Annotated in this window: 19 protein-coding genes; 17 read left to right on the plus strand and 2 right to left on the minus strand. The window is 32.7% G+C overall.

What is annotated here, in order from left to right:
- Positions 1-525 precede the first annotated feature (525 nt).
- The 6 genes from glgA to GQR97_RS05860 all read left to right on the plus strand — a co-directional run bounded on the left by glgA (position 526) and on the right by GQR97_RS05860 (position 10,448).
- Positions 526-1,728 (plus strand): glycogen synthase, encoded by a 1,203-nt coding sequence (gene glgA / locus GQR97_RS05835; protein ID WP_158846386.1) that lies wholly within the window; start codon positions 526-528, stop codon positions 1,726-1,728.
- 33 nt (positions 1,729-1,761) lie between these two features.
- Positions 1,762-3,027 carry a glucose-1-phosphate adenylyltransferase gene (locus GQR97_RS05840; RefSeq protein ID WP_158846388.1) on the plus strand — a complete coding sequence of 422 codons (1,266 nt, stop codon included), beginning with the start codon at positions 1,762-1,764 and terminating at the stop codon, positions 3,025-3,027.
- A gap of 116 nt (positions 3,028-3,143) precedes the next feature.
- Positions 3,144-5,081, plus strand: a complete 1,938-nt coding sequence (locus GQR97_RS05845) for an alpha-1,4-glucan--maltose-1-phosphate maltosyltransferase (protein ID WP_158846390.1) — start codon at positions 3,144-3,146, stop codon at positions 5,079-5,081.
- Positions 5,082-5,154: 73 nt separating this feature from the next.
- Positions 5,155-7,062, plus strand: a complete 1,908-nt coding sequence (glgB, locus tag GQR97_RS05850) for a 1,4-alpha-glucan branching protein GlgB (RefSeq protein WP_158846392.1) — start codon at positions 5,155-5,157, stop codon at positions 7,060-7,062.
- Positions 7,063-7,386: 324 nt separating this feature from the next.
- A complete protein-coding gene (locus tag GQR97_RS05855) occupies positions 7,387-9,783 on the plus strand; it encodes a glycoside hydrolase family 31 protein (protein ID WP_158846394.1) in 2,397 nt (798 codons plus the stop codon).
- A 266-nt stretch (positions 9,784-10,049) separates the two neighbouring features.
- Positions 10,050-10,448: an MFS transporter gene (locus GQR97_RS05860; RefSeq protein ID WP_158846396.1), complete on the plus strand. Its 399-nt coding sequence runs from the start codon at positions 10,050-10,052 to the stop codon at positions 10,446-10,448.
- A 36-nt stretch (positions 10,449-10,484) separates the two neighbouring features.
- On the opposite strand, the gene GQR97_RS05865 is transcribed toward GQR97_RS05860, so the two are convergent.
- A complete protein-coding gene (locus GQR97_RS05865; RefSeq protein WP_158846398.1) occupies positions 10,485-11,153 on the minus strand; it encodes a hypothetical protein in 669 nt (222 codons plus the stop codon).
- A 90-nt stretch (positions 11,154-11,243) separates the two neighbouring features.
- Entirely contained in the window at positions 11,244-13,079 is a 1,836-nt protein-coding gene (locus tag GQR97_RS05870; protein ID WP_158846400.1) for a cation:proton antiporter, read from the minus strand.
- A 101-nt stretch (positions 13,080-13,180) separates the two neighbouring features.
- Between GQR97_RS05870 and GQR97_RS05875 the strand changes: the two genes are divergently transcribed.
- The 11 genes from GQR97_RS05875 to GQR97_RS05925 all read left to right on the plus strand — a co-directional run bounded on the left by GQR97_RS05875 (position 13,181) and on the right by GQR97_RS05925 (position 26,661).
- Positions 13,181-14,023 carry a universal stress protein gene (locus tag GQR97_RS05875; protein WP_158846402.1) on the plus strand — a complete coding sequence of 281 codons (843 nt, stop codon included), beginning with the start codon at positions 13,181-13,183 and terminating at the stop codon, positions 14,021-14,023.
- Positions 14,020-16,215: a SulP family inorganic anion transporter gene (locus GQR97_RS05880; RefSeq protein ID WP_158846404.1), complete on the plus strand. Its 2,196-nt coding sequence runs from the start codon at positions 14,020-14,022 to the stop codon at positions 16,213-16,215. The genes GQR97_RS05875 and GQR97_RS05880 overlap by 4 nt, the downstream gene beginning before the upstream one ends.
- Before the next feature lie 54 nt (positions 16,216-16,269).
- The gene (locus tag GQR97_RS05885; protein ID WP_158846406.1) at positions 16,270-17,130 is read left to right on the plus strand and encodes an MBL fold metallo-hydrolase; all 861 of its coding nucleotides are present in this window, start codon (positions 16,270-16,272) and stop codon (positions 17,128-17,130) included.
- A 24-nt stretch (positions 17,131-17,154) separates the two neighbouring features.
- The gene (locus GQR97_RS05890) at positions 17,155-18,762 is read left to right on the plus strand and encodes a S8 family peptidase (protein WP_158846408.1); all 1,608 of its coding nucleotides are present in this window, start codon (positions 17,155-17,157) and stop codon (positions 18,760-18,762) included.
- Between the two features lie 52 nt (positions 18,763-18,814).
- A complete protein-coding gene (locus tag GQR97_RS05895) occupies positions 18,815-20,662 on the plus strand; it encodes a M1 family metallopeptidase (RefSeq protein ID WP_158846410.1) in 1,848 nt (615 codons plus the stop codon).
- A 241-nt stretch (positions 20,663-20,903) separates the two neighbouring features.
- Positions 20,904-21,749, plus strand: a complete 846-nt coding sequence (locus GQR97_RS05900) for a hypothetical protein (RefSeq protein WP_158846412.1) — start codon at positions 20,904-20,906, stop codon at positions 21,747-21,749.
- A gap of 6 nt (positions 21,750-21,755) precedes the next feature.
- Positions 21,756-22,148 (plus strand): hypothetical protein, encoded by a 393-nt coding sequence (locus GQR97_RS05905; protein WP_158846414.1) that lies wholly within the window; start codon positions 21,756-21,758, stop codon positions 22,146-22,148.
- A gap of 108 nt (positions 22,149-22,256) precedes the next feature.
- The gene (gene rnpA / locus GQR97_RS05910) at positions 22,257-22,631 is read left to right on the plus strand and encodes a ribonuclease P protein component (protein WP_158846416.1); all 375 of its coding nucleotides are present in this window, start codon (positions 22,257-22,259) and stop codon (positions 22,629-22,631) included.
- Positions 22,632-22,642: 11 nt separating this feature from the next.
- The gene (locus tag GQR97_RS05915) at positions 22,643-24,277 is read left to right on the plus strand and encodes a S41 family peptidase (protein ID WP_158846418.1); all 1,635 of its coding nucleotides are present in this window, start codon (positions 22,643-22,645) and stop codon (positions 24,275-24,277) included.
- 101 nt (positions 24,278-24,378) lie between these two features.
- Positions 24,379-25,248, plus strand: coding sequence for an OmpA family protein (locus GQR97_RS05920; RefSeq protein WP_158846420.1), 870 nt, complete (start codon positions 24,379-24,381; stop codon positions 25,246-25,248).
- A gap of 6 nt (positions 25,249-25,254) precedes the next feature.
- Positions 25,255-26,661, plus strand: coding sequence for a T9SS type B sorting domain-containing protein (locus GQR97_RS05925; RefSeq protein WP_158846422.1), 1,407 nt, complete (start codon positions 25,255-25,257; stop codon positions 26,659-26,661).
- Positions 26,662-26,663 lie beyond the last annotated feature (2 nt).

The raw sequence follows: 26,663 nt of genomic DNA on the forward strand, positions 1-26,663 counted from the left end.
GTTGTTTTCTTTCAGTACTAACAAAATACAATCACTATTCTTCAAGCCTTTTGATGTTTATGTAAAATTAATTATTGAATATTTTGAATAATATCGATAACACCTTTTTTTCTTTAAAAATAAAATTCCGCCAAATTTGTTAACAATAATTTTGTATGTTTATAACATAGGAAATATTAATAATATTTAAACTTGCAAAAACACTTATTAATACTGTGTTTTCCTGAGCCTTTTTTCCAATTAATTAATATTTTTTCACATTAATAGTTACTACCAATTTTTCAAAATCTAGACATCGTTTTGTTTCTTTTACAACAAAACACATCATATAAAATGATGTTAATATTTTTTTTAAATAGTCTTAAAAAAATGAAGTAATTAGATAAATTGTTTTTACTTTTATTGTGATACTAAACAAGTTATATTGATACTCCTATCATGAAAAATTTAAATATTCAAAATACAATTGCTCCAAACCATTTTGATATACATGTTTCTATTGACATAAAAAACAAAAACAACTAAATGAAAGCACTTTTTTACACAAGAGAATTTCCACCGTACGTATACGGAGGAGCCGGCGTACATGTTGAATATTTAGCTGATGAGCTGTCTAAACTAATGAAAATTGATGTTCGATGTTTTGGAGACCAAGACTCTAAATCGGAAAATTTAAGTGTAAAGGGTTACCCGTTTGATAACCCCATTTTTGATGGTGCAGATGATAAGTTAAAATCGGTATTTAAAACATTAAGCACAGGCATCCAAATGAACACGGAACCTATCGATGCAGATGTTGTTCATTGCCACACATGGTATGCGCATTTTGCCGGCATTATTGCAAAGCTTTGTTATGGCACACCACTAGTGATCACCACGCACTCTTTAGAACCTTTGCGTCCATGGAAACGCGAGCAATTGGGTCGTGGTTACGATGCCTCTTCTTGGGTAGAAAAAACAGCTATTGAAATGGCAGATGCACTTATTGCCGTATCCAAAGAAACTAAAGAAGATGTTCTTAAACATTTTGATGTAGACGAAAGCAAAGTACACGTTATATATAACGGTATTAACCTAGAACAATATATTGAAACAAACGAAACAGCAACTTTAGATACATACGGTGTAGATAAAACAAAACCTTATGTGCTTTTCGTGGGTAGAATTACCCGCCAAAAAGGTATTATCCACTTAGTGAATGCTATAAAATATATAGATCCAGATACTCAAATTGTACTTTGTGCAGGCGCTCCAGATACACCTGAAATTGGTGAAGAAATGGAGAATGCGGTTAACGAAGTTAAAAAAACGCGTAAAAACGTGATTTGGATTGATAAAATGATTACTAAAGAAGAAATTATTCAGTTATATTCTCATGCTGCCGTATTTTGTTGCCCTTCTATTTACGAACCTTTTGGTATTATAAACATTGAAGCTATGGCTTGTAATACTGCTGTTGTAGCAAGTGCCGTTGGTGGTATAAAAGAAGTTGTTGTTCACGGTGAAACCGGACTTTTAATTCCACTAGAACAACAAACCGAAGCACCTTTTGAGCCTATTGATCCCGACAAGTTTTCTAGAGATTTAGCCAACGGTGTAAACCAAGTTATTAGCGACAAAAACTTACGAGAAACCATGGCGAAAAATGGAAGGAAACGCGTTGAAGATTATTTCGATTGGGTGGCCATTGCTAAACAAGTAGAAACACTATACAAAACACTAATATAACTATTAACAACTAAGCACTAAAAAACTAAAAATATGATAAATAACAAAGTTTTAGCCATTGTTTTAGGTGGTGGTCAAGGATCCAGACTTTATCCACTAACCGATAGAAGATCTAAACCAGCAGTTCCTATTGCGGGAAAGTACAGACTTGTAGATATCCCAATATCTAACTGTATAAACGCCGATATTAAACGTATTTTCGTTTTAACACAATTTAATTCGGCATCATTAAACAGGCACATTAAAAACACATATCACTTCAGTTTTTTTAGTAGTGCTTTTGTAGATGTATTAGCTGCCGAACAAACTCCAGAAAGTAAAACTTGGTTTCAAGGTACTGCCGATGCGGTTAGACAAAGTATGCATCATTTTTTAAGTCACGAATTTGAATATGCGTTAATCCTTTCGGGAGATCAATTATATCAAATGGATTACGATAAAATGATTGAAGCTCATGAGGCCTCTAATGCAGAAATCTCTATTGCAACCATTCCTGTAAACGCAAAAGATGCTACTTCTTTTGGTATTTTAAAAGCGAATGAAGAACATGTTATTACATCATTTATAGAAAAACCCGATGCCGAATTATTACCAGATTGGACTTCGGAAGTAAGCGATGAAATGAAAGGCCAAGACCGTAATTATCTAGCCTCCATGGGAATTTATGTATTTAACAAGGATTTACTTGTTAAACTTATGGAAAACCCAGATACCATTGATTTTGGTAAAGAAATTATCCCACAATCTATAGGCGATCATAAAACTTTAAGTTACCAATATGAAGGTTACTGGACCGATATTGGAAATATTGATTCCTTTTTCGAAGCCAACTTAGGTTTAACTGATGATATTCCGAAGTTCGATTTATACGATGAAAAAAAACGTATTTATACGCACGCTAGAATGTTACCTACCACAAAAATTGCAGGAACCGTTTTAGACAGAAGTGTAGTTTCTGAAGGTTGTATTATTGGCGCTGCAAAAATCGAAAAATCCGTAATTGGTATTCGATCAAGAATAGGCAAAGAATCTACAGTAATTAACACCTATATGATGGGTAATGACTACTATGAAACTTTAGATGAAATTGAAAATCATCATATTAAAGTCCTTATAGGTATTGGAGAGCGTTGCTTTATAAAAAACTGTATTTTAGATAAAAACTGTCGTATTGGTGATGATGTTCGTATTAACGGTGGTAAACATTTAGAAGATAAAGAAACCGATATGTACTTTATTAAAGATGGTATTGTTGTAGTTAAAAGCGGAGCAACTATTCCTTCAGGATACGTTATTTAATCGAAATAAAATCTAGTAATATTCTTAGAAAAAGGTTATTTCTGCCTGTATTAAACTAATTAATCCAAGCAGGAATTAAAACCATATACTCATTACCATACATAACTAAGCAAATAATGCAAAATCAAAAAAGAGTTATAATTGATTATGTTTCACCAACCGTTAATGGTGGCGAATTTTATATAAAACGTGTTGTAAATGAAATTGTAAATATTGATGCACATATTATGGCCGATGGCCATGATGTTTTAGGAGCATCTGTATTATACAAACACGAAAATGAGACAACTTGGCAAGAAACTAGAATGATGCTAAGCTCGAACGATGAGTGGCGTTCATCATTTTCTGTTGAAAAACAAGGGTTTTACAGCTATAAAGTTGAAGCTTGGGTAGATTATGCCTTAAATTGGAGATACGGCCTAATTCGTAAAATAAACGATGGCCAACATGTGGTTTCAGAATTATTAGAAGGTGCAGAATATATCGAGCCATTAATAGAAAAAGTAAACGCTGAAGACAAAACATATTTAGAGCATTTACATCACATTTTTAAAGATGAAAACAGCTATGGAGAAGCTATTACCGAAGCTGTAAAGGAACGATTATACAATATCTTTTTTGCTAACCCAACAAAAATACTTGCCAACACCTCTAAAACATATCAAGTTTATGTAGATAGAAAAAAAGCAAGATTTAGCACATGGTACGAGTTTTTTCCACGTTCAGCTTCCGAGCACGAGGGTGTTCATGGAACATTTAACGATTGTAAACGCTTACTACCAAGAGTAAAAGATATGGGGTTTGATGTGGTTTACCTGCCTCCTATCCATCCTATTGGTGAAGTAAACCGTAAAGGCAAAAACAATACCACCGAAGCTAAAGAAGGCGATGTTGGCTCTACTTGGGGCGTTGGTTCGCAATATGGCGGCCATAAAGCCATCCATCCACAATTAGGAAATCTAGACGAATTTAAATCACTTATTCAAGCAGCAAAAGATAACAATCTCGAAATTGCTATGGATTATGCCTTGCAAGCCGCACCAGATCATCCTTGGGTAAAAGATCATCCAAAATGGTTTAAATGGCGACCAGATGGCACAGTACAATATGCTGAAAATCCACCTAAAAAATACCAAGATATTCTTCCTATATATTGGGAAAGTGAAGATTATAAAGCACTTTGGAACGAATGTTTAGACGTTATGCTCTATTGGATAGACTGTGGGGTAAATATTTTTAGAGTTGATAACCCACATACAAAACCTTTCTATTTCTGGAATTGGATTATTTCTGAAGTAAAAGCAAAACATCCAGACGTTATTTTCTTAGCCGAAGCTTTTACTGCTCCAAAAGTAATGAAGCAGCTAGCAAAACAAGGTTATACACAATCGTACACCTATTTTACATGGCGAGAAAGCAAACACGAAATAACCGAATATGTCGAAGAGTTAACACAAAGTGAACTTAAAGAATATATGCAACCAAATTTTTGGCCAAACACGCCAGATATTAACCCATATCACTTGCAGGGCGCCAACGAGTCTAAACACATGCAACGTTATGCTTTAGCAGCAACACTAAGCTCTAGTATTGGTATTTACGGACCTGTTTTCGAATATATGCTTTCCGATCCATTACTGGGAAAAGAAGAATATTTAAATTCAGAAAAATTCCAAATAACACATTACGATTGGAACCTTAAAAACAAACTAATAACAATAATTTCGAAAATTAATTTTATTAGAAACCTCAACGAAGCTTTGCAGCAAACTAATAATATTAAGTTCTGTAATATTCAGAATGATAATTTATTAGCTTTCTATAAATGGAACGATGATAGAACAAACGAAATTCTAGTTATTATTAGTTTAGATCCACATAACTCGCAACAAGCCAATGTGCAATTACCATTGCAAGATATAGCAGTCCATAACGGACACAATCTTGAAATGCACGATTTAATAACCGATAGCCGTTATAATTGGCATAGCGAATGGAATTATGTAGAGTTACACCCTACTATGCCATTTCATATTTTCAAGATTAATAAGTAAAAATTAAGGGTTAAAATCCCATACTAAAAAACGACATAATTTTCCTTTAAATAGGAACTAACAAAATAATTTTATGGCACAAGTAAAACCGTATAGTTTATTTACAGAATTCGATATCGACCTTTTTAAAGGAGGAAAACACTACAGGCTTTACGAAAAAATGGGGTCGCATTTAGTAACCGTAGATGGTATTGAAGGCACCTATTTTGCCGTTTGGGCACCCACAGCAAAACAAGTTTCTGTAATAGGCGATTTTAATTTCTGGATGGAAGGCGAGCACCAACTTAATGTGCGCTGGGATTCTAGTGGTATTTGGGAAGGCTTTATTCCTCTCGTTGGAAAAGGCGATACTTATAAATATAAAATCCAAAGTAATAATAACGATATAAAAACAGAAAAGGCAGATCCATATGCACGTCGTTGTGAGCACCCACCAAACACAGCTTCTATTGTTTGGGATGATTCTTATAAATGGAAAGATAAAGATTGGATGAAAAAGCGTAAAGACCACAACGCTTTAGATGCTCCTTACTCTGTTTACGAAGTTCATTTAGGATCTTGGAAAAGACAGGTTGAAGAAGACCGATTTTTGTCGTATTTTGAATTAGCCGAAGATTTAGTGAAGTATGTAAAAGAAATGAATTTTACTCACGTAGAACTCATGCCTATTATGGAATATCCTTACGATCCATCTTGGGGTTATCAACTTACAGGTTATTTTGCTCCAACATCTAGATTTGGCTATCCTGAAGAATTTAAATATTTAGTGGATAAATTACACCAAAATGATATTGGAATAATTTTAGATTGGGTACCATCTCATTTTCCAGAAGATGCCCACGGTTTAGGCTTTTTCGATGGCTCCAACTTATATGAACACCCAGACCCTAGAAAAGGTTATCACCAAGATTGGAAAAGTTTAATTTTTAATTACGAACGTAACGAAGTAAAATCGTTTTTAATAAGTAATGCTGCTTTTTGGATGGATCAATACCATGCCGACGGCTTGCGTGTAGATGCCGTAGCGTCCATGTTATTCTTAGATTATTCTCGTGAAGAAGGTGAGTGGGAACCAAACATTTATGGAGGCCGAGAAAACCTTGCCGCTATAGATTTCTTAAAAGAATTAAACCAAGAGATATATGCATCGTTTCCCGATGTACAAACCATTGCCGAAGAATCTACAGCATTTCCAGGCGTATCAAAACCCGTTTTTTTAGGCGGTTTAGGGTTTGGAATGAAATGGATGATGGGCTGGATGCACGATACACTAGAGTATTTTGCCAAAGATCCAGTATATAGAAAATATCATCAAAACGATATTACCTTTAGTTTAGCCTATGCGTTCTCAGAGAATTTTATGCTCCCACTTTCACATGATGAAGTGGTTTATGGTAAAAACTCTATTATAGGTCGTATGCCTGGCGATGAGTGGCAACGTTTTGCAAACTTGCGTTTACTTTACGGTTATATGTTTACACATCCTGGAACCAAATTAAACTTTATGGGTGGCGAAATTGCACAGTATAATGAGTGGGATTTCCAAGGTAGTTTAAACTGGAATTTATTAGAATTCGAACCTCATAAAAACTTTCAGAATTACTTTAAAGAATTAAACAAAATATACAAAACAACACCAGCTTTATATGAAAAAGCATTTTCGGGAGAAGGTTTCGAATGGATTAGTTACGACGATCATGAAAACTGTGTAATATCATACGTTAGAAAAGGTTATGAAGCCGAAAATGATGTGGTTGTAGTTTGTAATTTAACACCAACCATACGTGAAAATTACCAAATAGGAATTCCTGTAAAAGGAAAGCTTAAAGAAATTTTTAATAGTGATGCTAAAGAGTTTGGCGGTAGTGGTGTTTCAAACAAAAAACAAATTACTATCAAGAAAGAGCCTTGGAATGGCAAAGATTTTTCAGCTGAAGTTACTTTGTCACCTTTATCGGTTACTATTTTTCAGTTTAAATAAAAAAGAGGTAATACACTCACTTAAAACAAGTTATTGTATTTAAAAAGATTAATGCCAATTAGCATATATTTTCATATTGAAAAAATACTAATTGGTGTTTTCTATTATATTAATTGATTATTTTCAAAAAAACTCAACACATTTAACATTTTATTAAAAATTCGAAATTCGAAAAACGGAACTTTTGCTATTATTTAAGTATATTTCAATAAACCACTATATATTTGAGTTTTACACATTATTTCATTTCAATTTTTAGCAAAAAGAAGCCTATTGGCGCTTTAAAAATCAGTAAATTCGAAAATTAATTTTAATACCTTCTTTATGATATTAAATACAGAACTAGAATATAAAGGAAATTTATTTCCAGCCGATATAACAAACTATAGCAAAGATGTTGATGTTCTACATTTTTCAACTTCAAATAATGTCATTCTTAAACTTACGGTTCTACGCGATAGTGTACTTCGATTTACTTACAGTACTGTTGGTAAATTTGAAAGAGACTTCTCTTATGCCATAGATGAAAAAGCAAGTAGAGGTTACAACCATTTAGAAATTACTAATGATGATGAAAAATACGTCATTACTACATCAAAATTAATTTGCCACGTTCACAAATCAGATTTAAGAATTTCTCTGTTTGATGCTATTGATAATAAAATTATTTGTGAAGACGAACTTGGTTTTCACTGGGAAGAAAGTTACGAGCTTGGTGGAGATATTGTAAAAATGAGTAAAGCCGCTCAAAATGGTGAAAGTTACTATGGTCTAGGTGATAAGCCAGAGCATTTAAACTTAAAAGGTCGTCGTTTTGAGAACTGGGCAACAGATTCTTATGCCTTCGGAAAGCACACCGATCCTATTTACAAAGCCATCCCGTTTTATACAGGCTTACATAACGGAAAATCTTATGGAATTTTCTTTGATAATACATTTAGAACTTACTTCGATTTTTGTAGCGAACGTAGAAATGTAACTAGTTTCTGGGCACAAGGTGGTGAAATGAATTATTACTTCATTTACGGTCCTAAAATGCAAGATGTAGTAACAAGTTATACAGATTTAACAGGAACTCCAGAATTACCACCATTATGGGCATTAGGATACCACCAATGTAAATGGAGTTACTATCCAGAATCTAATGTAAAGGAAATAACAGCAAAATTTAGAGAACTTAAAATACCTTGTGATGCTATTTATTTAGATATCGATTACATGGAAGGTTTCCGTTGTTTTACTTGGAGTGAAGACTATTTCCCTAACCCAAAACGTATGGTTAAGGAATTGGCAGACGATGGCTTTAAAACCGTTGTAATTATAGATCCAGGAATTAAAATAGATAACGAATACAGCGTATTTAGAGAAGGTCTTGAAAAAGATTATTTCTGTAAACGTGCCGATGGCCCTTACATGAAAGGAAAAGTTTGGCCAGGTGAGTGTTATTTCCCAGATTTTACGAGACCAGAAGTTCGCGAATGGTGGGCCGGTTTATTTAAAGAACTTATTGAAGATATAGGTGTTAAAGGCGTGTGGAACGACATGAATGAGCCAGCTGTAATGGATGTGCCAGGGAAAACCTTCCCGCCAGATGTTCGTCATGATTACGACGGTAACCCATGTAGCCACAACAAAGCGCATAATATTTATGGTATGCAAATGGCCAGAGCCACTTACCATGGTGTGAAAAAATTTAATTACCCTAAACGTCCGTTTGTAATTACACGTTCGGCTTATTCTGGAACACAACGTTACACATCCACATGGATGGGTGATAATGTCGCTTCTTGGGAACATTTACAAATAGCAAATATTCAAGCACAACGTTTAGCCCTGTCTGGATTCTCTTTCGCAGGATCGGATATTGGAGGTTTTGCAGAACAACCTAATGGAGAATTATACGCCCGTTGGATTCAACTAGGAGCTTTCCACCCATTTTGTAGAACACACTCTTCTGGAGATCATGGTGATCAAGAACCATGGGCTTTCGATACAGAAATTACCGATGTTGTTAGAAAATTTATCGAAATTAGATACCAATTATTACCGTATTTATACACGTCGTTTTACCAATACTCACAAGACAATATACCAATGCTAAAATCTTTGGTTTTATTCGATCAAGAGGATGTACAAACGCATTACAGAATAGACGAATTTATCTTTGGTAATCAAATATTAGTCTGTCCAATAAACGAGCCAAATGCTAAAGGAAGACGCATGTATATTCCAAGAGGCGAATGGTTTAACTTCTGGAGCAAAGAACAAGTAATTGGTGGAAAAGAAATGTGGGTAGATGCCGATTTAGATAGCATGCCAATATTTATAAAAGCAGGTGCTGTTATTCCAAAATACCCTATACAACAGTACGTAGGCGAAAAAGTTATTGAAGAACTTGGTCTAGATGTTTACTATAAAAATGGTAAAGAAGATTCTGAGCTTTATGAAGATGCCGACGATGGTTATGATTACACTAAAGGCCGTTACAGTTTAAAGAAATTTAACTTAGCTGGAACAGAAGATAAATTAATTATCCGTATCCATAAAACAGGTCAATACATCACCAATTATAGCACTTTTAAAATTAACTTATATGGTTTACCTTTCGAAGTAAAATCTATAAAAGTAGATAACGAATATGTGGATTTAAAAGACGTACAATTTAAAGATAACACCCTAGTGGTAACTAAAGAATTTACAAACCTTCAAATTAAGGGTTAATATCAAAATACCAATAGTGCTAAAACCTCTTTGTGAAAACGAAGAGGTTTTTCTTTTTAGAGCAAATGGCAAGCCACCGCGCTATCCGTTACTAGTTTTGGCTCGATGCGCGCCTCGCCAAAAGCTAACCACTACTATCGCTTTTGCAGCAATCCGCTAAATTTATTAATAATTAAAGCAATTGGTTTACTTGTAATGTAAACTTTCTATTCAAATAAAAATTATCTAAATTCGTTCACCGAAATAACAACTAGATATTATTACTCATGGAAGAAAAACTAAAAGTTATTAAAATTATTCATTTAGCCTTATGTGCAGGTTTAGTAATGGCGTATATTCTAGTAGGCAATGTAACGTCTATAAACTTTAATATGCCACCGCTAAGTCAGTCTAATATTATTTATGTGCTTATTCCTGTAATAGCTTATGTGTTTAGTAATTTTATGTTTAAAACACAGTTAAAAAATGCCGACCGTAAACTAAAGCCAGAAGATAACATGGCGCTATATCAAACCGCATCTATAATAAGATGGGCTATCCTTGAAGGCGCTGCTTTTATAATTTTATTCCTGAATAAAGATTTTGTACTCTTTGGAATTTTAATAATTATATATCTTGCTCTAATTCACCCTACGGAAGATCGTGTAAAAACAGATTTAACATAAACATTAAAACCAAGTATTATATTCTAAGAAAACTGTTTATAGGTTTTCAGAAACCAATGTGCTATCTATAGAATTGTTATAATTAGTAAAATAATTGAATAAAAAATCTTCATATTCCATATCCGAAAGTCTCATTTTTCTATAAAGCTCTTTCCCTAATAATTCAGGGAATTTATTAAAATCAGATTTGTTGTTTATTTTGTGTAATCCATTTAAATCTTCAAAATAAAAAGACTTAAAATACTTACGCTTATAGCCTTGACGACTTTCTCCTGCAATATCTATTCCATTATCACCAAATGAATAAGCTCTTATATCTGAAAACTCATCAACATAAAAATTAACTTTTCCTTGTTCCATATCTGCAGATAAATTCTCAATATAAGTAAGCATAAAAGCATTGGAATAAATATAAGATCTAATAGATTTTTTAATAGGTAAAGATTTTAATCTAACAACCTCTCCCTTTGAATTTTTGAATATAAGATACTCAAAATCATCAGGATTTATATGTTCGCCAGTCTGCTTTCCTGCCTTATCTAACACAGCAAAACCACCACGTAATTTACTTATGGGTAGTTCAAAACCATAAACAGTAATATCTTCGTTTAATTTATTAATTAAGGTATATTCCCATAAATAATTAACACCTTGTGAATAGCTAGAAACCGTAATTCCAATAAAAAAAGCAAGTAAAATTTTCATTTTCATAGTAAAGAATTTAAATTAAAACAATACCAATAATTATACCAAGTTTACTAAATTTGAAAGAATTTTCACTGTTATTTTATAATATTAAACCTTCTCAACATCAATAGGTTTACCTAAATACACCAACTGAAAACCTTTTTCTATAGTTTCTACATTTAAATTATTAGAAGAAATAATATGTAATTCGCCCTCGTTATCTTTAATAAAGAGCGGGATAATATCTTTATCATGATTGGTGATTTCAATTAAATTTTCATAATGTGCTTTGTCTAGTAAATCAATTTCTTGAATTGATGGATGGTTTCTAGTAATATCACTCAACGCACGGTAATCATCGGTTTTGCTAAATAAACCTTCCTTAGGGTTGTTATTTTCATCTAGCATTTCTTCCTTAGTTATTAACCTAAACGAACCATTTTCGCCAAATTGTTTACTAAATTTATTAATAGCATATTTATTAATATCAGAATTTGCTGTTAAGGCCATTAAATACCCCATATTATTTAATTCAATATCATCCATTAAACTATCAGAATAAATATTCATATTTAAAGCTGTTAAACCTAATTCTTTTGCTTTTTGGATATTACGCTCATTACTATCAATAAGCACAACATTTCTTCCACTAGATTCTAAATAATGTCCTAATAATCGAGATACTTTAGATGCTCCAATTATTAAAACACCTTCAGATTTGTTCAAGAAAACACCAATCAATTTCGCAAATAACCGAGCTGTAGTTGCGTTTAATAATACAGTTCCTAGAACAATCATAAATACCAAAGGCGTAATATATTCAGCCCCTGGAACACCTTTTTTTGCCAGTTTCAACCCAAATAAAGATGCAATACCTGCGGCAACAATACCACGAGGGCCAACCCAACTAATAAATATTTTTTCGTTTAACTTTAATAACGAACCATGTGTACTTAGAAACACCCCAATTGGTCGAATTACAAAAACAATTACAGCAAAAAGAATAGCTGTTTTCCAGTCGTATATTAACATTAAATCCGAAACATTTATATTGGCAGCTAAAAGAATAAATAGTATAGAAATCAGTAATACACTTAACGATTCTTTAAAATAAAGCAACTCTTTTAAATACGGCGATTTTGAGTTACCTAAAACCATCCCCATAACTACAACAGCCAATAAACCAGACTCGTGAGCAAAAGCATCCGATAATACAAAAACACCCAAAACAGCAGCTAATGCAAATACATTTAATAAATAATGTGGCACCCACTTATTATTAATTATAAAATTCATGGCATGTGCAAAAGCAAAACCAAAAGTGGAGCCAAATAGTACAATTTTACCAAATTCAGTCAATGCTGTTTTGGTAAACTCACCACCTGCATCCACGCTTATAAACTCAAAAACCAATACGGCAACTAAAGCACCAATAGGATCTATTAAGATACCTTCCCATTTTAAAACAGCCGAAACATCTTTCTTCATTGGTATATTTCTTAAAATAGGCGTAATAACTGTTGGGCCAGTAACAATAATTAATGCTGAAAATAAATAAGAAATTTGCCAACTTAAATCAAAAATATAATGAGCAGCTAAAGCCGCACCAAAGAAAGTAACCATAGAACCTACAGTAATAAGCTTGGTTATTACAGGTCCAACATTTTTAATTTCACTTAGTTTTAAGGTCAATCCGCCCTCAAATAATATAACACTAATAGCTAAGGACACAAAGTAAAATAAGCTTTCCCCTGGGAACAAACCTTCGGTACCATTCCAAATAGGTTCTATCCATTTGGTTCCATCTCCACTCAAAAATTCGGCTGCAATAGGCCCAACTAATAAGCCAATTAAAATAAGCGGTAAAATAGCTGGAATCTTAAATTTCCAAGCTACCCATTGCGCCAAAATGCCTAAAATTATAATTCCTGCGAGTTCTATCATATTGAAAAATCTATAAAAAAGACTAATTTAAGTAAAACAGACGACTTGATGTTTTTAAAAAATGTTATCTTTCAACTTTTAGCAAAAATATAGTAAAGCACGTGAATTTAAAGCCTTTTAAAAGTATTGGGATTGGTGTGGCGTTTTCGCCAAACCTAAAAGCGAACCTTTTTGAGGCTGCAAGGCTTTCGGTATTTTTTGAGGCCAAGTTATTTTTAATCCATGTTGGTAATCCTTCCGAAGATAAAACTAAGACACTAAACGAAATTCTTAAAAGTTTTGAAAAAGACCATTTAAATTTTGAAGTTGTTTTTAAAACAGGTGATCCTGTAGATGTAATTTTATCTACTTCGGAAGAAAAAAAAATAGATTTATTAATACTTGGTGCAGTACAACGTGAACGCTTTTTAAAATATTATGTAGGTTCGATTGCTCGGAAAATTACCCGTCAAGCTAAATGTTCTATTTTATTGTTAGTTAAGCCATCGGTTGTTCGTGCGCCTTGTCAACATATTGTTGTTAATGGATTGAAAGATCCCAAAACCGAAAACACCATTACGGCAGCTTTTTATGTAGCCAACCAATTAAAAGCTAACAAACTAACCATTGTTGAAGAAATTAACGAAGGACAAGTAAAAGTTAATGATGATAAGTCCTTACGTCGATCTACAATAACCAAAGAGCGTATTAAGCTAAGAGAGAACTCAAGAATAAAGGAAATAATTAGTCATATTCCAGAAGAATACACAATCAATAAAACCATAAAATTACAACCTATTTTTGGTAAAAAAGGATATTCTATTGGGCATTATGCTCAAATTTCGCGTGCCGATTTATTAGTTATGAACGCGCCAACAAAAATGACTTTTTGGGACCGTTTATTTCCACACGACATTGAACATATTTTAACCGAATTACCAACCGACGTCCTAATTTTGCAATGAGTTCAAAAAAAAATAACATAAGCACCTTTTTTCAAACCTTACCCAAAAACATATTTTCTGGTTTTGTGGTAAGCCTCATAGCTCTACCTTTAGGTTTAGGGTTGGCTATGGCAAGTGATGCACCTCCAATTGCTGGAATAATTTCGGCCGTTATTGGTGGTGTTTTGGTCTCTATTCTAGGTGGAAGTCATGTAACTATTGTTGGTCCGGGAAATGGTTTGGTAGGCGTAATTTTAGTAGCAATCACTACTTTAGGATTGCAAAACGCGTATATCGCCATTATTTTTTCGGGTGTACTTTTAATGGGTCTTGGCTTTCTACGCATGGGCGCATTGGCTAATTTCTTTCCGTCATCGGCCATACAAGGTATGTTGGCAGCCATTGGCTTGATTATTTTAGGAAAACAATTTCATATTATGTTCGCGCACAAAATAAAGCGCGAAGACACCATAGATTATTTATTAGAAATACCCTTTACAATTAACGACGCGTTACATTACGAGAGTAAGGGCCTTGTTTTTGCGGCTTTGGCAGGTGTAATTAGTTTAGCTATTATGCTATTTTATTCTAAAATTAGAAATAAATATTTACAACTTATTCCTGCACCAATGTGGATTGTTATTTTATCCATTGGGTTTAGTTATTACTTTGAAATTGGCTTGCACGAACCCAACCCAATTGCTAAAGAATACATGATTTCTGGCATACCGAGTTTTCAGGATATTATTGCCGATATACCAACCCCGAACTTTAATGGTATTTGGAGTTTTTCATTTTGGGCAAGTGTTTTAGCGCTTACGCTTATAGCCAGTATAGAATCGCTTTTAAGTATTAAAGCCGTTGATAAACTTGATCCAGAAAAAAGACGATCTAATGTAAACAGAGATTTAAAAGCCCTAGGTTTAGCAACTATTGGTAGTGGTTTTTTAGGCGGATTAAATGTAGTTACTGTAATTGCACGTAGTTCGGTAAACGTTAATAATGGAGCCACTAACCGATCGGCAAATTTTTTCCATGCTTTTTTCTTGGTTTTATTTATTGTATTATTTAGTACACAACTTACCCGAATTCCGTTACCAGCTTTAATGGCTATTTTGGTTTATACAGGTTATAAATTAGCATCACCAAACGTAATTACCAAAATATTTTCTATAGGAAAAGAGCAGCTTGTTATCTTTTTTGTAACGCTTATTATCACCTTAAAAATCGGATTAATTTCTGGTATTATCTCTGGAGTAATTGCAACATTAATTATTCATATTATCATTAATAAAAGTGTTGGGTTGTTTATAAGAAATGTTTTAAAACCCAATGTTTTAATGTATCAAGAAACAGATGGGGAAAATAATTTCTATGTGAGTGTAAAGCATTTTTGTAGTTTTTTAAATTATTACAGACTTAAAGAACAACTAGATGAGGTACCCGAAGACCAAGATATAATTGTAGATTTTTCGCTTTGCGAATTTGTGGACCATACCGTAATGGAAAACATGAATAGTTACCAAGAATTGTTTCAAAAACGTGGTGGCCATTTTGATGTTATTGGTTTAGATATGCACGATACAGATTCTAAGCATCCATTCGCTTTACGACGCATGCTTCCTGTACCTAAAATTATTAAAAACAGCTTGACGAGACGCCAAACTAGTATGAAAAGTTTAGCAAACGATTATCGTTATAACTACAATCCTGAAAAAGAAAAAGAAGTTTCGTTTTTAAATAATTTCCAATTTTTCAACACCAAAAATATCAATCATATTTATAACAAATTATCGCATGAAGATAAAAAGATGAAACTTTTTGATATTGAATTTTCCGAAGGAGAATTTATAGCAAAAGAAGTTATTAGAAAAACCATGCTTTATATTAACTTAAATACCGATATCCCTAAGTTTACCTTAGATAAAGAAGGCTTCTTAGAAAAAGTATCTGCTTTTGCCGGATTTAAAGATATTGATATTGAAAACCATGATGATTTCTCGGATCGTTTCTACCTTTTAGGTGAAAACGTAAACGAAATTAGTCAGTTTTTTAATGATGATATTACCCACTTTTTTGAAAGTAACCCTTACTATCACGTTGAATCTAACGGCTCTGCCCTACTTATTTTTGGCAGACAACGTTTGGCTGGTATGAAAGAGATAAAAGCTCTCTTCGATTTTGGAAAACGTTTAAAAGCAGTTATCTCTTAATAAATTCCTAACGTTTTGAACAATTAACAATAGATTTCGTAATTTTACGGTTCTATGAATTTATACCCTATTAACTCCGGTAATTTTAAACTAGATGGAGGCGCTATGTTTGGCGTTGTACCCAAATCTTTATGGCAACGCACCAATCCTGCAGATGCTAATAATATGATTGATATTGCAGCACGTTGCTTGCTTATTGAAGATGGCAACAGGCTCATTTTGATCGATACAGGCATGGGAGACAAGCAGTCCGATAAGTTTTTTGGTTACTATTTTCTTTGGGGAAACGACACGCTAGATCGTTCTTTAAAATCACATGGTTTTCATCGTGATGATATTACCGATGTTTTTTTAACGCATTTACATTTCGACCATTCTGGTGGAAGCATTGAATGGAATAAGGATAGAACTGGTTACCAACCGGTTTTTAAAAATGCGCACTATTGGACTAATAAAGACCATTGGCAATGGGCAACGCAACCCAATAATCGTGAAAAAGCATCCTTTTTAAAAGAAAATATTCTTCCTATTGAAGATAGCGGACAACTAAAGTTTACTGGACTTCCTGATTCTAATCTACTTAAAAACTCAGATTTAGGATTCGATATCTTTTTTGCTGATGGCCATACCGATAAACAAATGATTCCGCTTATAAATTACAAAGGAAACACCATCGCATTTATGGCAGATTTGTTACCAACCGTTGGGCACTTGCCTTTACCTTTCGTTATGGGGTACGATACCAGACCTTTACTTACTTTAAATGAAAAGGAAACCTTCCTTAATTTAGCTGCCGATAATAATTTCTATATGTTTTTAGAACACGATGCACATAACGAAATTATTACCGTAAAACACACCGAAAAAGGTGTACGCTTAAACAAAACTTATACAACTCAAGATATTTTCAAATAAATAAAACTAATTCAAATAGCAAACATGAATACATTTAAATTAATTACCGTATCTGCTTTTGCAGCACTACTAATTACAGGCTGTGGAGGTGCAGCACCAATAATTTCTACACCAGTTGAAAGCATTGATAATACACCATTAAAAGTTTCGGATTTAACACTAATCGAAAAACATAATTGGGGACATTTAGATTTAGTAAAAGATACCATTCCTGGAATGAGTGTTGATAAAGCTTACGCTGAAATTATTAAGAACAAAAAAGGAAATAAAGTTATTGTTGCCGTTATCGATGCAGGTATTGATATTGACCATGAAGATTTAAAAAATGTTATTTGGACCAATACAAAAGAAATAGCAAACAATGGAAAAGACGACGATAAAAACGGATACATTGATGATATTCACGGATGGAATTTTCTAGGAGATACTTACAACGAACAATTAGAATTTGTTAGAGTTTTAGCAAAAGGAGACACAAGTGATCCTGATTATGCTAAAGCTAAGGCTGAATATGATGCTGAGTACCAAAAATACATGGGTTATAAAACTAATTATGATCAAATGGCTCTTCAAATTGCGAATGCCGATGAAACTCTAGCTAAACATTTAAATAAAAAAGATTACACGAAAGCAGATGTAAACGCTATTAAAACTGAAGATGAAACACTTTTAAAAGCTGTGCAAATTGCAAAATATTTTTACAGCAACGGTATGGAGTCTTTAACTGAAGCTAAAAAACAAATTGATAATAGCTCAACTCAAATTAACGATCGTTTAAACTACAACCTAAATAAAGATTTTAAAGGACGTATTAATGGAGATAACCCAGATGATATGTCTACTAAATATTACGGAAATGGTAATGTAAAACCAACCGTAAAAACAGAAAGCCATGGTACACACGTAGCCGGAATTATTGCTGCAGAGCGAAATAATGGTAAAGGTGTAAACGGTGTAGCTAATAACGTTGAAATTATGAGTGTTCGTACAGTACCAAACGGTGATGAGTACGATAAAGATATTGCTTTAGCTATTCGCTATGCTGTTGATAATGGGGCATCTATTATAAACGGAAGTTTCGGGAAATACTACTCACCACATAGTGATTGGGTACGCGAAGCGATTACTTACGCAGGAAAAAACGATGTTCTTTTCGTAAATGCAGCAGGTAACGAAGGTGCTAATTTAGATGAGAAAAATGTGTATCCTAATGATGCTGTTGGTGTTGGTCCAGAAGTATCAGATACTTTTATTACTGTTGGCGCTTTAGAGCCTAAATATGGTTCTGGAATTGTTGCAGGATTTTCTAACTATGGAAAAATAAATGTAGATGTATTTGCTCCAGGAGCAAAAATATATTCTACTGTTCCAGAAAACGAATACGATACAAAAGGTGGTACGTCTATGGCTGCTCCTGCTGTAGCCGGTGTTGCAGCGTTAATACGCTCTTACTATCCTAAATTAAGTGCTGCTCAAGTAAAACAAATTCTTATGGATTCCGGTTTAGCTATTAAAAGCAAAGTGATTGTTGGTGGCGACACTAATAATATAAAACCATTTGCCGATTTATCAAAATCCGGTAAAATAGTAAACGCTTATAACGCATTAATTTTAGCCTCGAAAACACATTAATCAAAACTTAAAAAGAGGCTTTAAACAGCCTCTTTTTTTTATTCAATTTTTTATGAGAAAAATCTATCTTTCTATTCTAAGTATCGCTTTACTTTCTTCTTGTACAACAACAAAAACAGTAACATCTACAACAAATTCTAGTACATCAATGGTTTTAAATTCACCTGCAACTGCAACCTATTGGCAACAGCATGTGGATTATAAAATGGATATTGATATGGATGTAAATAACTTTCAATACCAAGGGAAACAAACATTGGTTTATACCAATAATTCTCCCGACGTTTTAGATCGTGTATATTATCATTTATTCTTCAATGCCTTTCAACCAGGTAGTGAAATGGATATACGCTCTCAAACTATTCCCGATCCAGATTCTCGCGTTGGTAATAGAATTGGTGAACTAAAACCAAACGAAATTGGTTATATAAAAGTTAACAGTTTAAAACAAAATGGAACAACATTAGAGCACGAAACAGTTGGTACTGTTTTAGAAGTTCAATTAGTAAAACCTATCCAACCAGGAGAAAAAGTAACTTTTACCATGGATTTCGATGCACAAGTACCTGCACAAATTAGACGTTCTGGTAGAAATAATGCAGAAGGTGTAGCTTTATCTATGGCTCAATGGTATCCAAAATTAGCCGAATACGATTTTGAAGGTTGGCATGCAGATCCTTATATTGGACGTGAATTTCACGGTGTTTGGGGTAATTTTGATGTAAACTTAACTATTGATAAAAATTATACGGTTGCTGGATCTGGTTATTTACAAAACCCAAACCAAATTGGTCATGGTTACGAAACCGGAACAGTTAGCAAAACAAATTCAGATAAATTGACTTGGCATTTTGTTGCACCAAACGTGCACGATTTTACTTGGGCTGCAGATACCGATTATATTCACGATACTAAACAAGTACCAAACGGACCTCTTTTACATTTTTTCTACAAAAACACTTTAGATGCCGAGCATAAAGCTAATTGGAAAAAAATGCAACCTAAAACGGTTGAGCTTATGCAATACTACAGTAAAAATATTGGCCAATATCCATACAAACAATATTCGGTAATTCAAGGTGGCGATGGCGGTATGGAATACGCGATGAGTACTTTAATTACTGGAAATAGAAGTTACGGAAGCTTAGTTGGTGTAACAGCTCACGAATTAGCACACACTTGGTTTCAGTTTTTATTAGCTTCAAATGAGTCTAAACACGAATGGATGGACGAAGGTTTTACAACTTATATAAGTAATATGGCCATGAACGATATTATGGACGAAGGAAAAGCAAATCCTTTAGCCAACGCTTACAAAGGTTATATTTATTTAGCCAATTCTGGCAAAGAGCAACCCTTAACTACCCATTCTGATCGTTACGCTTATAATAGATCTTACAGCATCGCAGCATACAGTAAAGGCGCTGTGTTTTTAAGTCAGTTAGGTTATGTTATTGGTGAAGAAAATTTAAAGAAAACTATTAAAAAGTATTTTACAGATTTTTCTTTTAAACATCCAAAACCATTAGATATTGTGCGCACTGCAGAACGTGTTTCTGGTTTAGAACTTGATTGGTATTTAACCGATTTTGGGCAAACTACAAATACTATTGATTATGGCGTAAAAACGGTTGAAGGAAAAACAATTACTCTAGAGCGTATTGGACTAATGCCGATGCCTATAGATTTAAAAGTAACGTATGTTGATGGTTCTTCGGAAGATTTCTACATTCCTTTACAAATGATGCGTGGTGAAAAACCAACCACGGCTACCATAATTAGCGATTGGGCTTGGGCCTACCCAACTTATAGCTTCGATGCAAAAAAAGCTGTAAAAACGGTTGAAATTGATCCGTCGGGATTAATGGCCGATGTTGATAGCACAAACAATAAAAAGTAATAATTTTTTAATACAGTTTTAAAGGCCTTTTTGTGAAAACGAAAAGGCTTTTTTATTTAATAAACTCATGTAAAAAAAACAAAAACACTTAATAATCAATGGTTTAAAATAATTTTAACAACTACTATTTTTGAAAAAATTTTTAATTTGTCAGAAAAATATATAATTTAGTAAAAACACTCGCTTCAATTTACTTATTCATACTTATCTTTAAACAAGGTTAATTAAAAATCTTTTCCAAATGATAAAACATCTTAAAATTTATGGTATTCTATTTATATGCCTTATTAGCATTTCAAGCTGTGTAAACCTAAAACATGTTAATGCCTACTCTTTAGAATCCCTTGAAGGTGTTCAATATTTTGAAGCAATAAACTATAGCTTTCAACAAAGTTGTTTGGATAAATGTTTTGAACAAAAAATTATCGATTTAGAATTTCTAGATCAAAATTGCGATTGTGAACAAGAAAAAGTTGCCGATAGTATTACATTAAAGATTTATGCTTCTGTTTTTGGTTATTTTGATGGCTTAACAAATCTTTCGGATAACGATTTAACATCTTATAAAACAGATGCCTTAACAAATGCTTTATCCGAAGGTGATTTTGGCTCAATCACCATAAAAAAAGAACATGTAGAATCGTACACTACAGTATCCCAACTTTTAATTCATGCCTTTACCGATTCTTATAGAAAAAAGAAAATTAAAACATACGTTAAAGATGCAAATGAACCGGTAAAAGAATTAATTTTATTTTTAGATTTTAATATTTCATCGAATTTAAGCGGAAAATTAGAGGTGAAAAAAAACAGACTTAAAGCAGATTATTTCGATTTAATAAAAGATAGTTCACTTTCAAGTTTTGAAAAAAGAAACGCTATAAAGGAATATTACAACAATATATTAGAAATTGAACAGCAACAAGCCAAATTTGTAGCTTATTCTAAAACCTTATCAGCGATATCTAATGGTCATCAAAAACTTTATGATGATATCGAGCATCTATCCGTAAAAGCCATTCAACAAGAACTATTCCAGTCGGCAAGTGAAATTAAATCGATTATTACCGAATTAAAAAAAATATAGAAAACCATGGCAAAATTAACTTCAAAACAGGTGAATGAGCTCGCTAACAAATTTTTAGCATTTGCACAATCTATGGGTGATTATAGAATTTTAAACTTCGATAATTTAACTAAACTTCAGAATAAAAAACTACGAGAAACTCATAGAAAAACATTGGATTATTCAGATGATTTATTTACTATGTCGGCAACCTTCGTGATGGACGATGTTACAGCATCATTGGAAACTCTGGATGGTATTACCGAAAAAATTAATAAATCGTATAAGGATTTACAAGATGTTCAAAAAGCCATCGACATATCTACACATGTTGTTACGTTGGGTGCTTCTATTTTTACTTTTAATACACAAGCTATTGTAGACTCGTTGGGTAATTTAAAAGATTCTATAAAGGCTTAATTAAGATAGAAATATTCCTTTATCATTCTAAAAGAACCAAATATTTACTACAAACCACTTCACAGTGGTTTTTTTATTTCATTACCTTTGACCAATAATATAAAGGCATTGAGTTTTACATACCCACAACAAGAAAAATTAAAAAGTAGAAAGCTAATTGAAAAGCTGTTTACCGAAGGAAAATCGGTTTCGGCATATCCTTTGCGCATGGTTTATTTGTCAACCAGTTTTGATGATGGTGTTTTAGCTAAAACTGGTGTATCGGTTAGTAAACGAAACTTTAAAAAAGCTCCAGATAGAAACCGTATAAAACGTTTGTTACGTGAAGCTTATAGGTTAAATAAAGCCGAGTATTTTAACAATTTAACGGCACAACATGCGTTTATGATTTTGTACATTGGCAAAGAAAAGCCTGAATTTTTACAAGTTGAAACCAAAATGAAACAACTTTTCGAAAAATTTTCAAATAAAATTTCTGAATAAAATTACGCTCCATGAAACAATTCTTCAAAAAGAAAATAATAATTCCAGTTTTAGCTGGTATCCTGTTTTTATCGACTACAGCTTTTAAAAACGACTTTTTTGAAATTGCCAAACAATTAGAAATTTTTACCACATTGTTCAAAGAAATCAATATGAATTATGTTGATGAAACTAACCCTGGTGATTTAATGGATATTGCCATAAAAAGTATGCTTGAAAGTTTAGACCCGTACACAAACTTTATGAACGAGCAAGATGTGGAAGCTGCTAGAATTAACAATACTGGTGATTATACAGGTATTGGTGCAAAAATAAAAACTTTTGAAGATAAACTAGTTGTTGTAGAACCATACAAAGATTATCCTGCCGATAAAGCCGGATTAAAAGCGGGTGACAAAATTATAAAAGTAGGATCTGTGCTAATTGAAACTTATAAAGATTACGCTGGCGATTTATTAAAAGGTGCACCAAATTCTGAAATTGAAGTTACTTACATACGCCAAGGTAAAACACAAACAGCCACTATAAAAAGAGCCGAAGTAGAAATAAAAGCTGTGCCTTATTTTTCAATGATTAACGAAAAAACGGGATACATTGTTTTAAGTAAATTCAATAAAAAAGCACATAAGGAAACTAATTATGCACTGCGCGATTTAAAAGCTCAAGGTGCCGAGCGTATTATTTTAGATTTACGCGGAAATCCTGGTGGTTTATTAAACGAAGCGATTAAAATTGTGAATCTTTTTGTACCAAAAGGCCAACTGGTAGTCACCACAAAATCTAAAGTTAAACAATACAATAAAACCTATTATACCCAAGACGAACCTATTGATACAGAAATACCGTTAGTAATTTTAATTAACGGTAGAAGTGCATCGGCAAGTGAAATTGTTTCGGGTGCTTTACAGGATTTAGATCGCGCCGTGGTTGTTGGTTCTAGAAGTTTTGGAAAAGGACTTGTACAACGCCCAAAACTACTTACTTATGGTACACAGGTTAAAATTACAATTTCTAGATATTATACACCTTCTGGACGTTGTATTCAGGCTTTAGATTATTGGCATCGTGACGAAAAAGGAGATGCTGTTCGTGTAAAACAAGAACAATATAATGCGTTTAAAACCAAAAACGGTCGCCAAGTTTTCGATGGTGGTGGTGTTTATCCAGATGTATTAGTTGGGCAAAATAAAAAATCGCCTGTAGCTACTGCAATTGTTAATAACGATTTAATTTTTAACTACGCTACCAACTATTATTATTCACATAAAATTGATGATATTAATACGTTTGAATTATCGGATGCCGATTTTTCAGATTTTAAAAAATATTTAAAAACAAATAACTTTTCTTTTGAAACCGAAACAGAAAAGGCACTTTATAAAGCCTTTGAAATAGCTACTAACGAAGAACTTAACGATAATATTGAAAAAGATTATAACACTTTAATTGCGAATTTAAAACAATCTAAATCTGATGTTATTGACGAGAATAAATCATTTTTAATGGAATCTATAACTGAAGATATTGTGAAGCATTATGCATATCGTGAAGGTTTATTCGATTACTATAAAACACACGATGCTCGAATTAAAAAAGCAACCGAAATTCTAAATAATCCTAACAAATATTCGGAGTTTTTAAAATAGGAAAATGCAGTATTAATTGCTTTAAAAAGTTCTCTTAGTTTCATTATAAATATTAAAAATCTTAAAAACAGTATATTTACAGTCAAAATAGCCTCCAAACAATGCATAAACTCGTTTTATCGATACTTTCCATTTTAACCATTGGTATTACTTTTTCACAAAGTGAACTAAGCCACGACGTTTATTTTGATACCGATAAATTTGATGTGCCTTCTACTGAAAAAAACAGACTACTCCTTTTTATTTCAACCTTATCAGATATTGAAATAGAGTCTATTTCCATCTATGGTTTTTGTGATGATGTTGGTGCCGATACTTATAATCTAAAACTATCTCAAGATCGTGCAGATGCTATAAAAATTATTTTTTCGGACAATGAAATTAGCGAAGATTTAATTACCAATGTTGATGGCAAAGGAGAAATTTTACTCAAAATTATTGAAGAAAATAATCTATTAAACATTCGCGGTTTAAACCGAAAAGTAGAAATTAACGTTAAGCCAAAACCACCAGTTATTGAAGAGGTTGTAGTTGAAGAAATTATAGAAGTTGTAGAACCACCAAAACCTAAAAATGCGCCAGAAAAACTTCAAGGTAAACTTAAGGTTGGTGATAAAATTATTCTAGAAAATATATTATTCAAAACAGGATATAGCACTATTTTATCTTCATCTAAAAAAACATTAGATACGCTTGCTGAAATTTTAGTAGCCCGTAAGAACCTATACTTTACGATACAAGGTCACGTTTGCTGTACACAACTTACTAGAGATGCTGTGGATAGAAAAACAAAACAACGTAATCTATCGGAAACAAGAGCTAAATTTGTTTACGACTATTTTATTAAAAAAGGCGTGAATAAAAGACGTATGCGATACATGGGCATGCGCCGAAAGTTTCCACTTGGTGGCGATCCAAAATTAGATAGGCGCGTAGAAGTTTTAGTAACCTATGTTGGTGACTCTAATTAATATATTATGCGCAGGAAAATCTATTTTTTATTAGTTTGCCTGTGTGTATTTAGTAATTATATACAATCGCAAAACACCTTTATTCCTGACGATAATTTCGAACAATTTTTAATAGATTCTGGCTTCGACTCTGGAGCTTTAGACAACTTTGTACCTACTGCAAATATTAACACAGTTACTAATTTACAAATTGACTCTAAAAATATTGCAGACCTTACCGGAATTGAAGATTTTAATGCCTTATCCATACTTAATTGCTCGGATAATAACTTATCAAGTTTATCGATTTCTACAAATATAAACTTAACACAATTATACTGTAATAGTAATGTTATTACAGATTTAAACGTAACCTCACTTCCTGATCTAAAAATATTTTGGTGCGATAATAATCTACTTTCAAAACTTGATATTACTAAAAACCCTAATTTAATTTCGTTAGTATGTAACACTAATTATTTAAATTATTTAGATACTAGCGAAAATGAAAAATTAACTGTATTATCCTGCTCAAATAACGGTTTGTTAGACTTAAATGTTACTGAAAATAAAAATTTAAATTCACTATTAGTCAATGGAAATCTCCTTACCAATATAGATCTTTCGGAAAATAATATACTAACCATTTTAGATTGTAGTTTTAACGCATTAAAAACTTTAGATATTTCCATAACTAAAAAACTAAGAACTATAGATTGCAGTAACAACCAGATTGAACAATTGGATGCTTCGGAACATCCCGATTTAGTAGAGCTAAATTGCAGTTATAATAATTTGTGTAGTTTGAATATTAAAAATGGAAACAACAACAATTTAAATGCTTTAGATTTTAGTACAAATTCTAATTTAAGCTGTGTGGTTGTCGATAATCCCGGAAATAAATATTCGTATTGGGAACCTAGTTCATTTACTGATTATGTTAATTCTACAGCAGAATGCCATTTTAATGTTCCCGTAGATAGCTTAAATAATTTTGTTGGTATAAGTTATGTTTTACCAGAAATTACCAACGGAAGTTATTTTACAGAATCTAACGGGAACGGCCTATCATTAAAGCCTAACGAAGTTATTAACACAACACAAAATATATTTATTTTTAACAACACAGCGTGCCATAGTAACGAGTCCTTTTTTAATGTAACTATTATTAATGATGCTTTTTATATTCCGAAGTATTTTACACCAAATAATGATGGAAATCACGATTTTTGGCAGGTTTACGACACTTTAAATTTGGTAGAGAGCATTTATGTGTATAATAGACATGGAAAGCTTTTAAAAGCGTTTAATACTAATTCTATTGGTTGGAATGGTATTTATAATGGACAATTACTACCACCTTCAGATTATTGGTATGTTATTACCTTAAATACAAAAGAAACTTTAAAAGGGCACTTTACGCTAAAACGCTAGTG

The sequence above is a fragment of the Algibacter sp. L1A34 genome (assembly GCF_009796805.1).
In the GTDB taxonomy this organism is placed as follows: domain Bacteria; phylum Bacteroidota; class Bacteroidia; order Flavobacteriales; family Flavobacteriaceae; genus Algibacter.

Excerpts from the sequence above, each read along its gene's own strand:
- glgA (WP_158846386.1), top strand. The coding sequence starts at position 526 with ATGAAAGCACTTTTTTACACAAGAGAATTTCCACCGTACGTATACGGA.
- GQR97_RS05840 (WP_158846388.1), top strand. The coding sequence starts at position 1,762 with ATGATAAATAACAAAGTTTTAGCCATTGTTTTAGGTGGTGGTCAAGGA.
- GQR97_RS05845 (WP_158846390.1), top strand. The coding sequence starts at position 3,144 with ATGCAAAATCAAAAAAGAGTTATAATTGATTATGTTTCACCAACCGTT.
- glgB (WP_158846392.1), top strand. The coding sequence starts at position 5,155 with ATGGCACAAGTAAAACCGTATAGTTTATTTACAGAATTCGATATCGAC.
- GQR97_RS05855 (WP_158846394.1), top strand. The coding sequence starts at position 7,387 with ATGATATTAAATACAGAACTAGAATATAAAGGAAATTTATTTCCAGCC.
- GQR97_RS05860 (WP_158846396.1), top strand. The coding sequence starts at position 10,050 with ATGGAAGAAAAACTAAAAGTTATTAAAATTATTCATTTAGCCTTATGT.
- GQR97_RS05865 (WP_158846398.1), bottom strand. The coding sequence starts at position 11,153 with ATGAAAATTTTACTTGCTTTTTTTATTGGAATTACGGTTTCTAGCTAT.
- GQR97_RS05870 (WP_158846400.1), bottom strand. The coding sequence starts at position 13,079 with ATGATAGAACTCGCAGGAATTATAATTTTAGGCATTTTGGCGCAATGG.
- GQR97_RS05880 (WP_158846404.1), top strand. The coding sequence starts at position 14,020 with ATGAGTTCAAAAAAAAATAACATAAGCACCTTTTTTCAAACCTTACCC.
- GQR97_RS05885 (WP_158846406.1), top strand. The coding sequence starts at position 16,270 with ATGAATTTATACCCTATTAACTCCGGTAATTTTAAACTAGATGGAGGC.
- GQR97_RS05890 (WP_158846408.1), top strand. The coding sequence starts at position 17,155 with ATGAATACATTTAAATTAATTACCGTATCTGCTTTTGCAGCACTACTA.
- GQR97_RS05895 (WP_158846410.1), top strand. The coding sequence starts at position 18,815 with ATGAGAAAAATCTATCTTTCTATTCTAAGTATCGCTTTACTTTCTTCT.
- GQR97_RS05900 (WP_158846412.1), top strand. The coding sequence starts at position 20,904 with ATGATAAAACATCTTAAAATTTATGGTATTCTATTTATATGCCTTATT.
- GQR97_RS05905 (WP_158846414.1), top strand. The coding sequence starts at position 21,756 with ATGGCAAAATTAACTTCAAAACAGGTGAATGAGCTCGCTAACAAATTT.
- GQR97_RS05915 (WP_158846418.1), top strand. The coding sequence starts at position 22,643 with ATGAAACAATTCTTCAAAAAGAAAATAATAATTCCAGTTTTAGCTGGT.
- GQR97_RS05920 (WP_158846420.1), top strand. The coding sequence starts at position 24,379 with ATGCATAAACTCGTTTTATCGATACTTTCCATTTTAACCATTGGTATT.
- GQR97_RS05925 (WP_158846422.1), top strand. The coding sequence starts at position 25,255 with ATGCGCAGGAAAATCTATTTTTTATTAGTTTGCCTGTGTGTATTTAGT.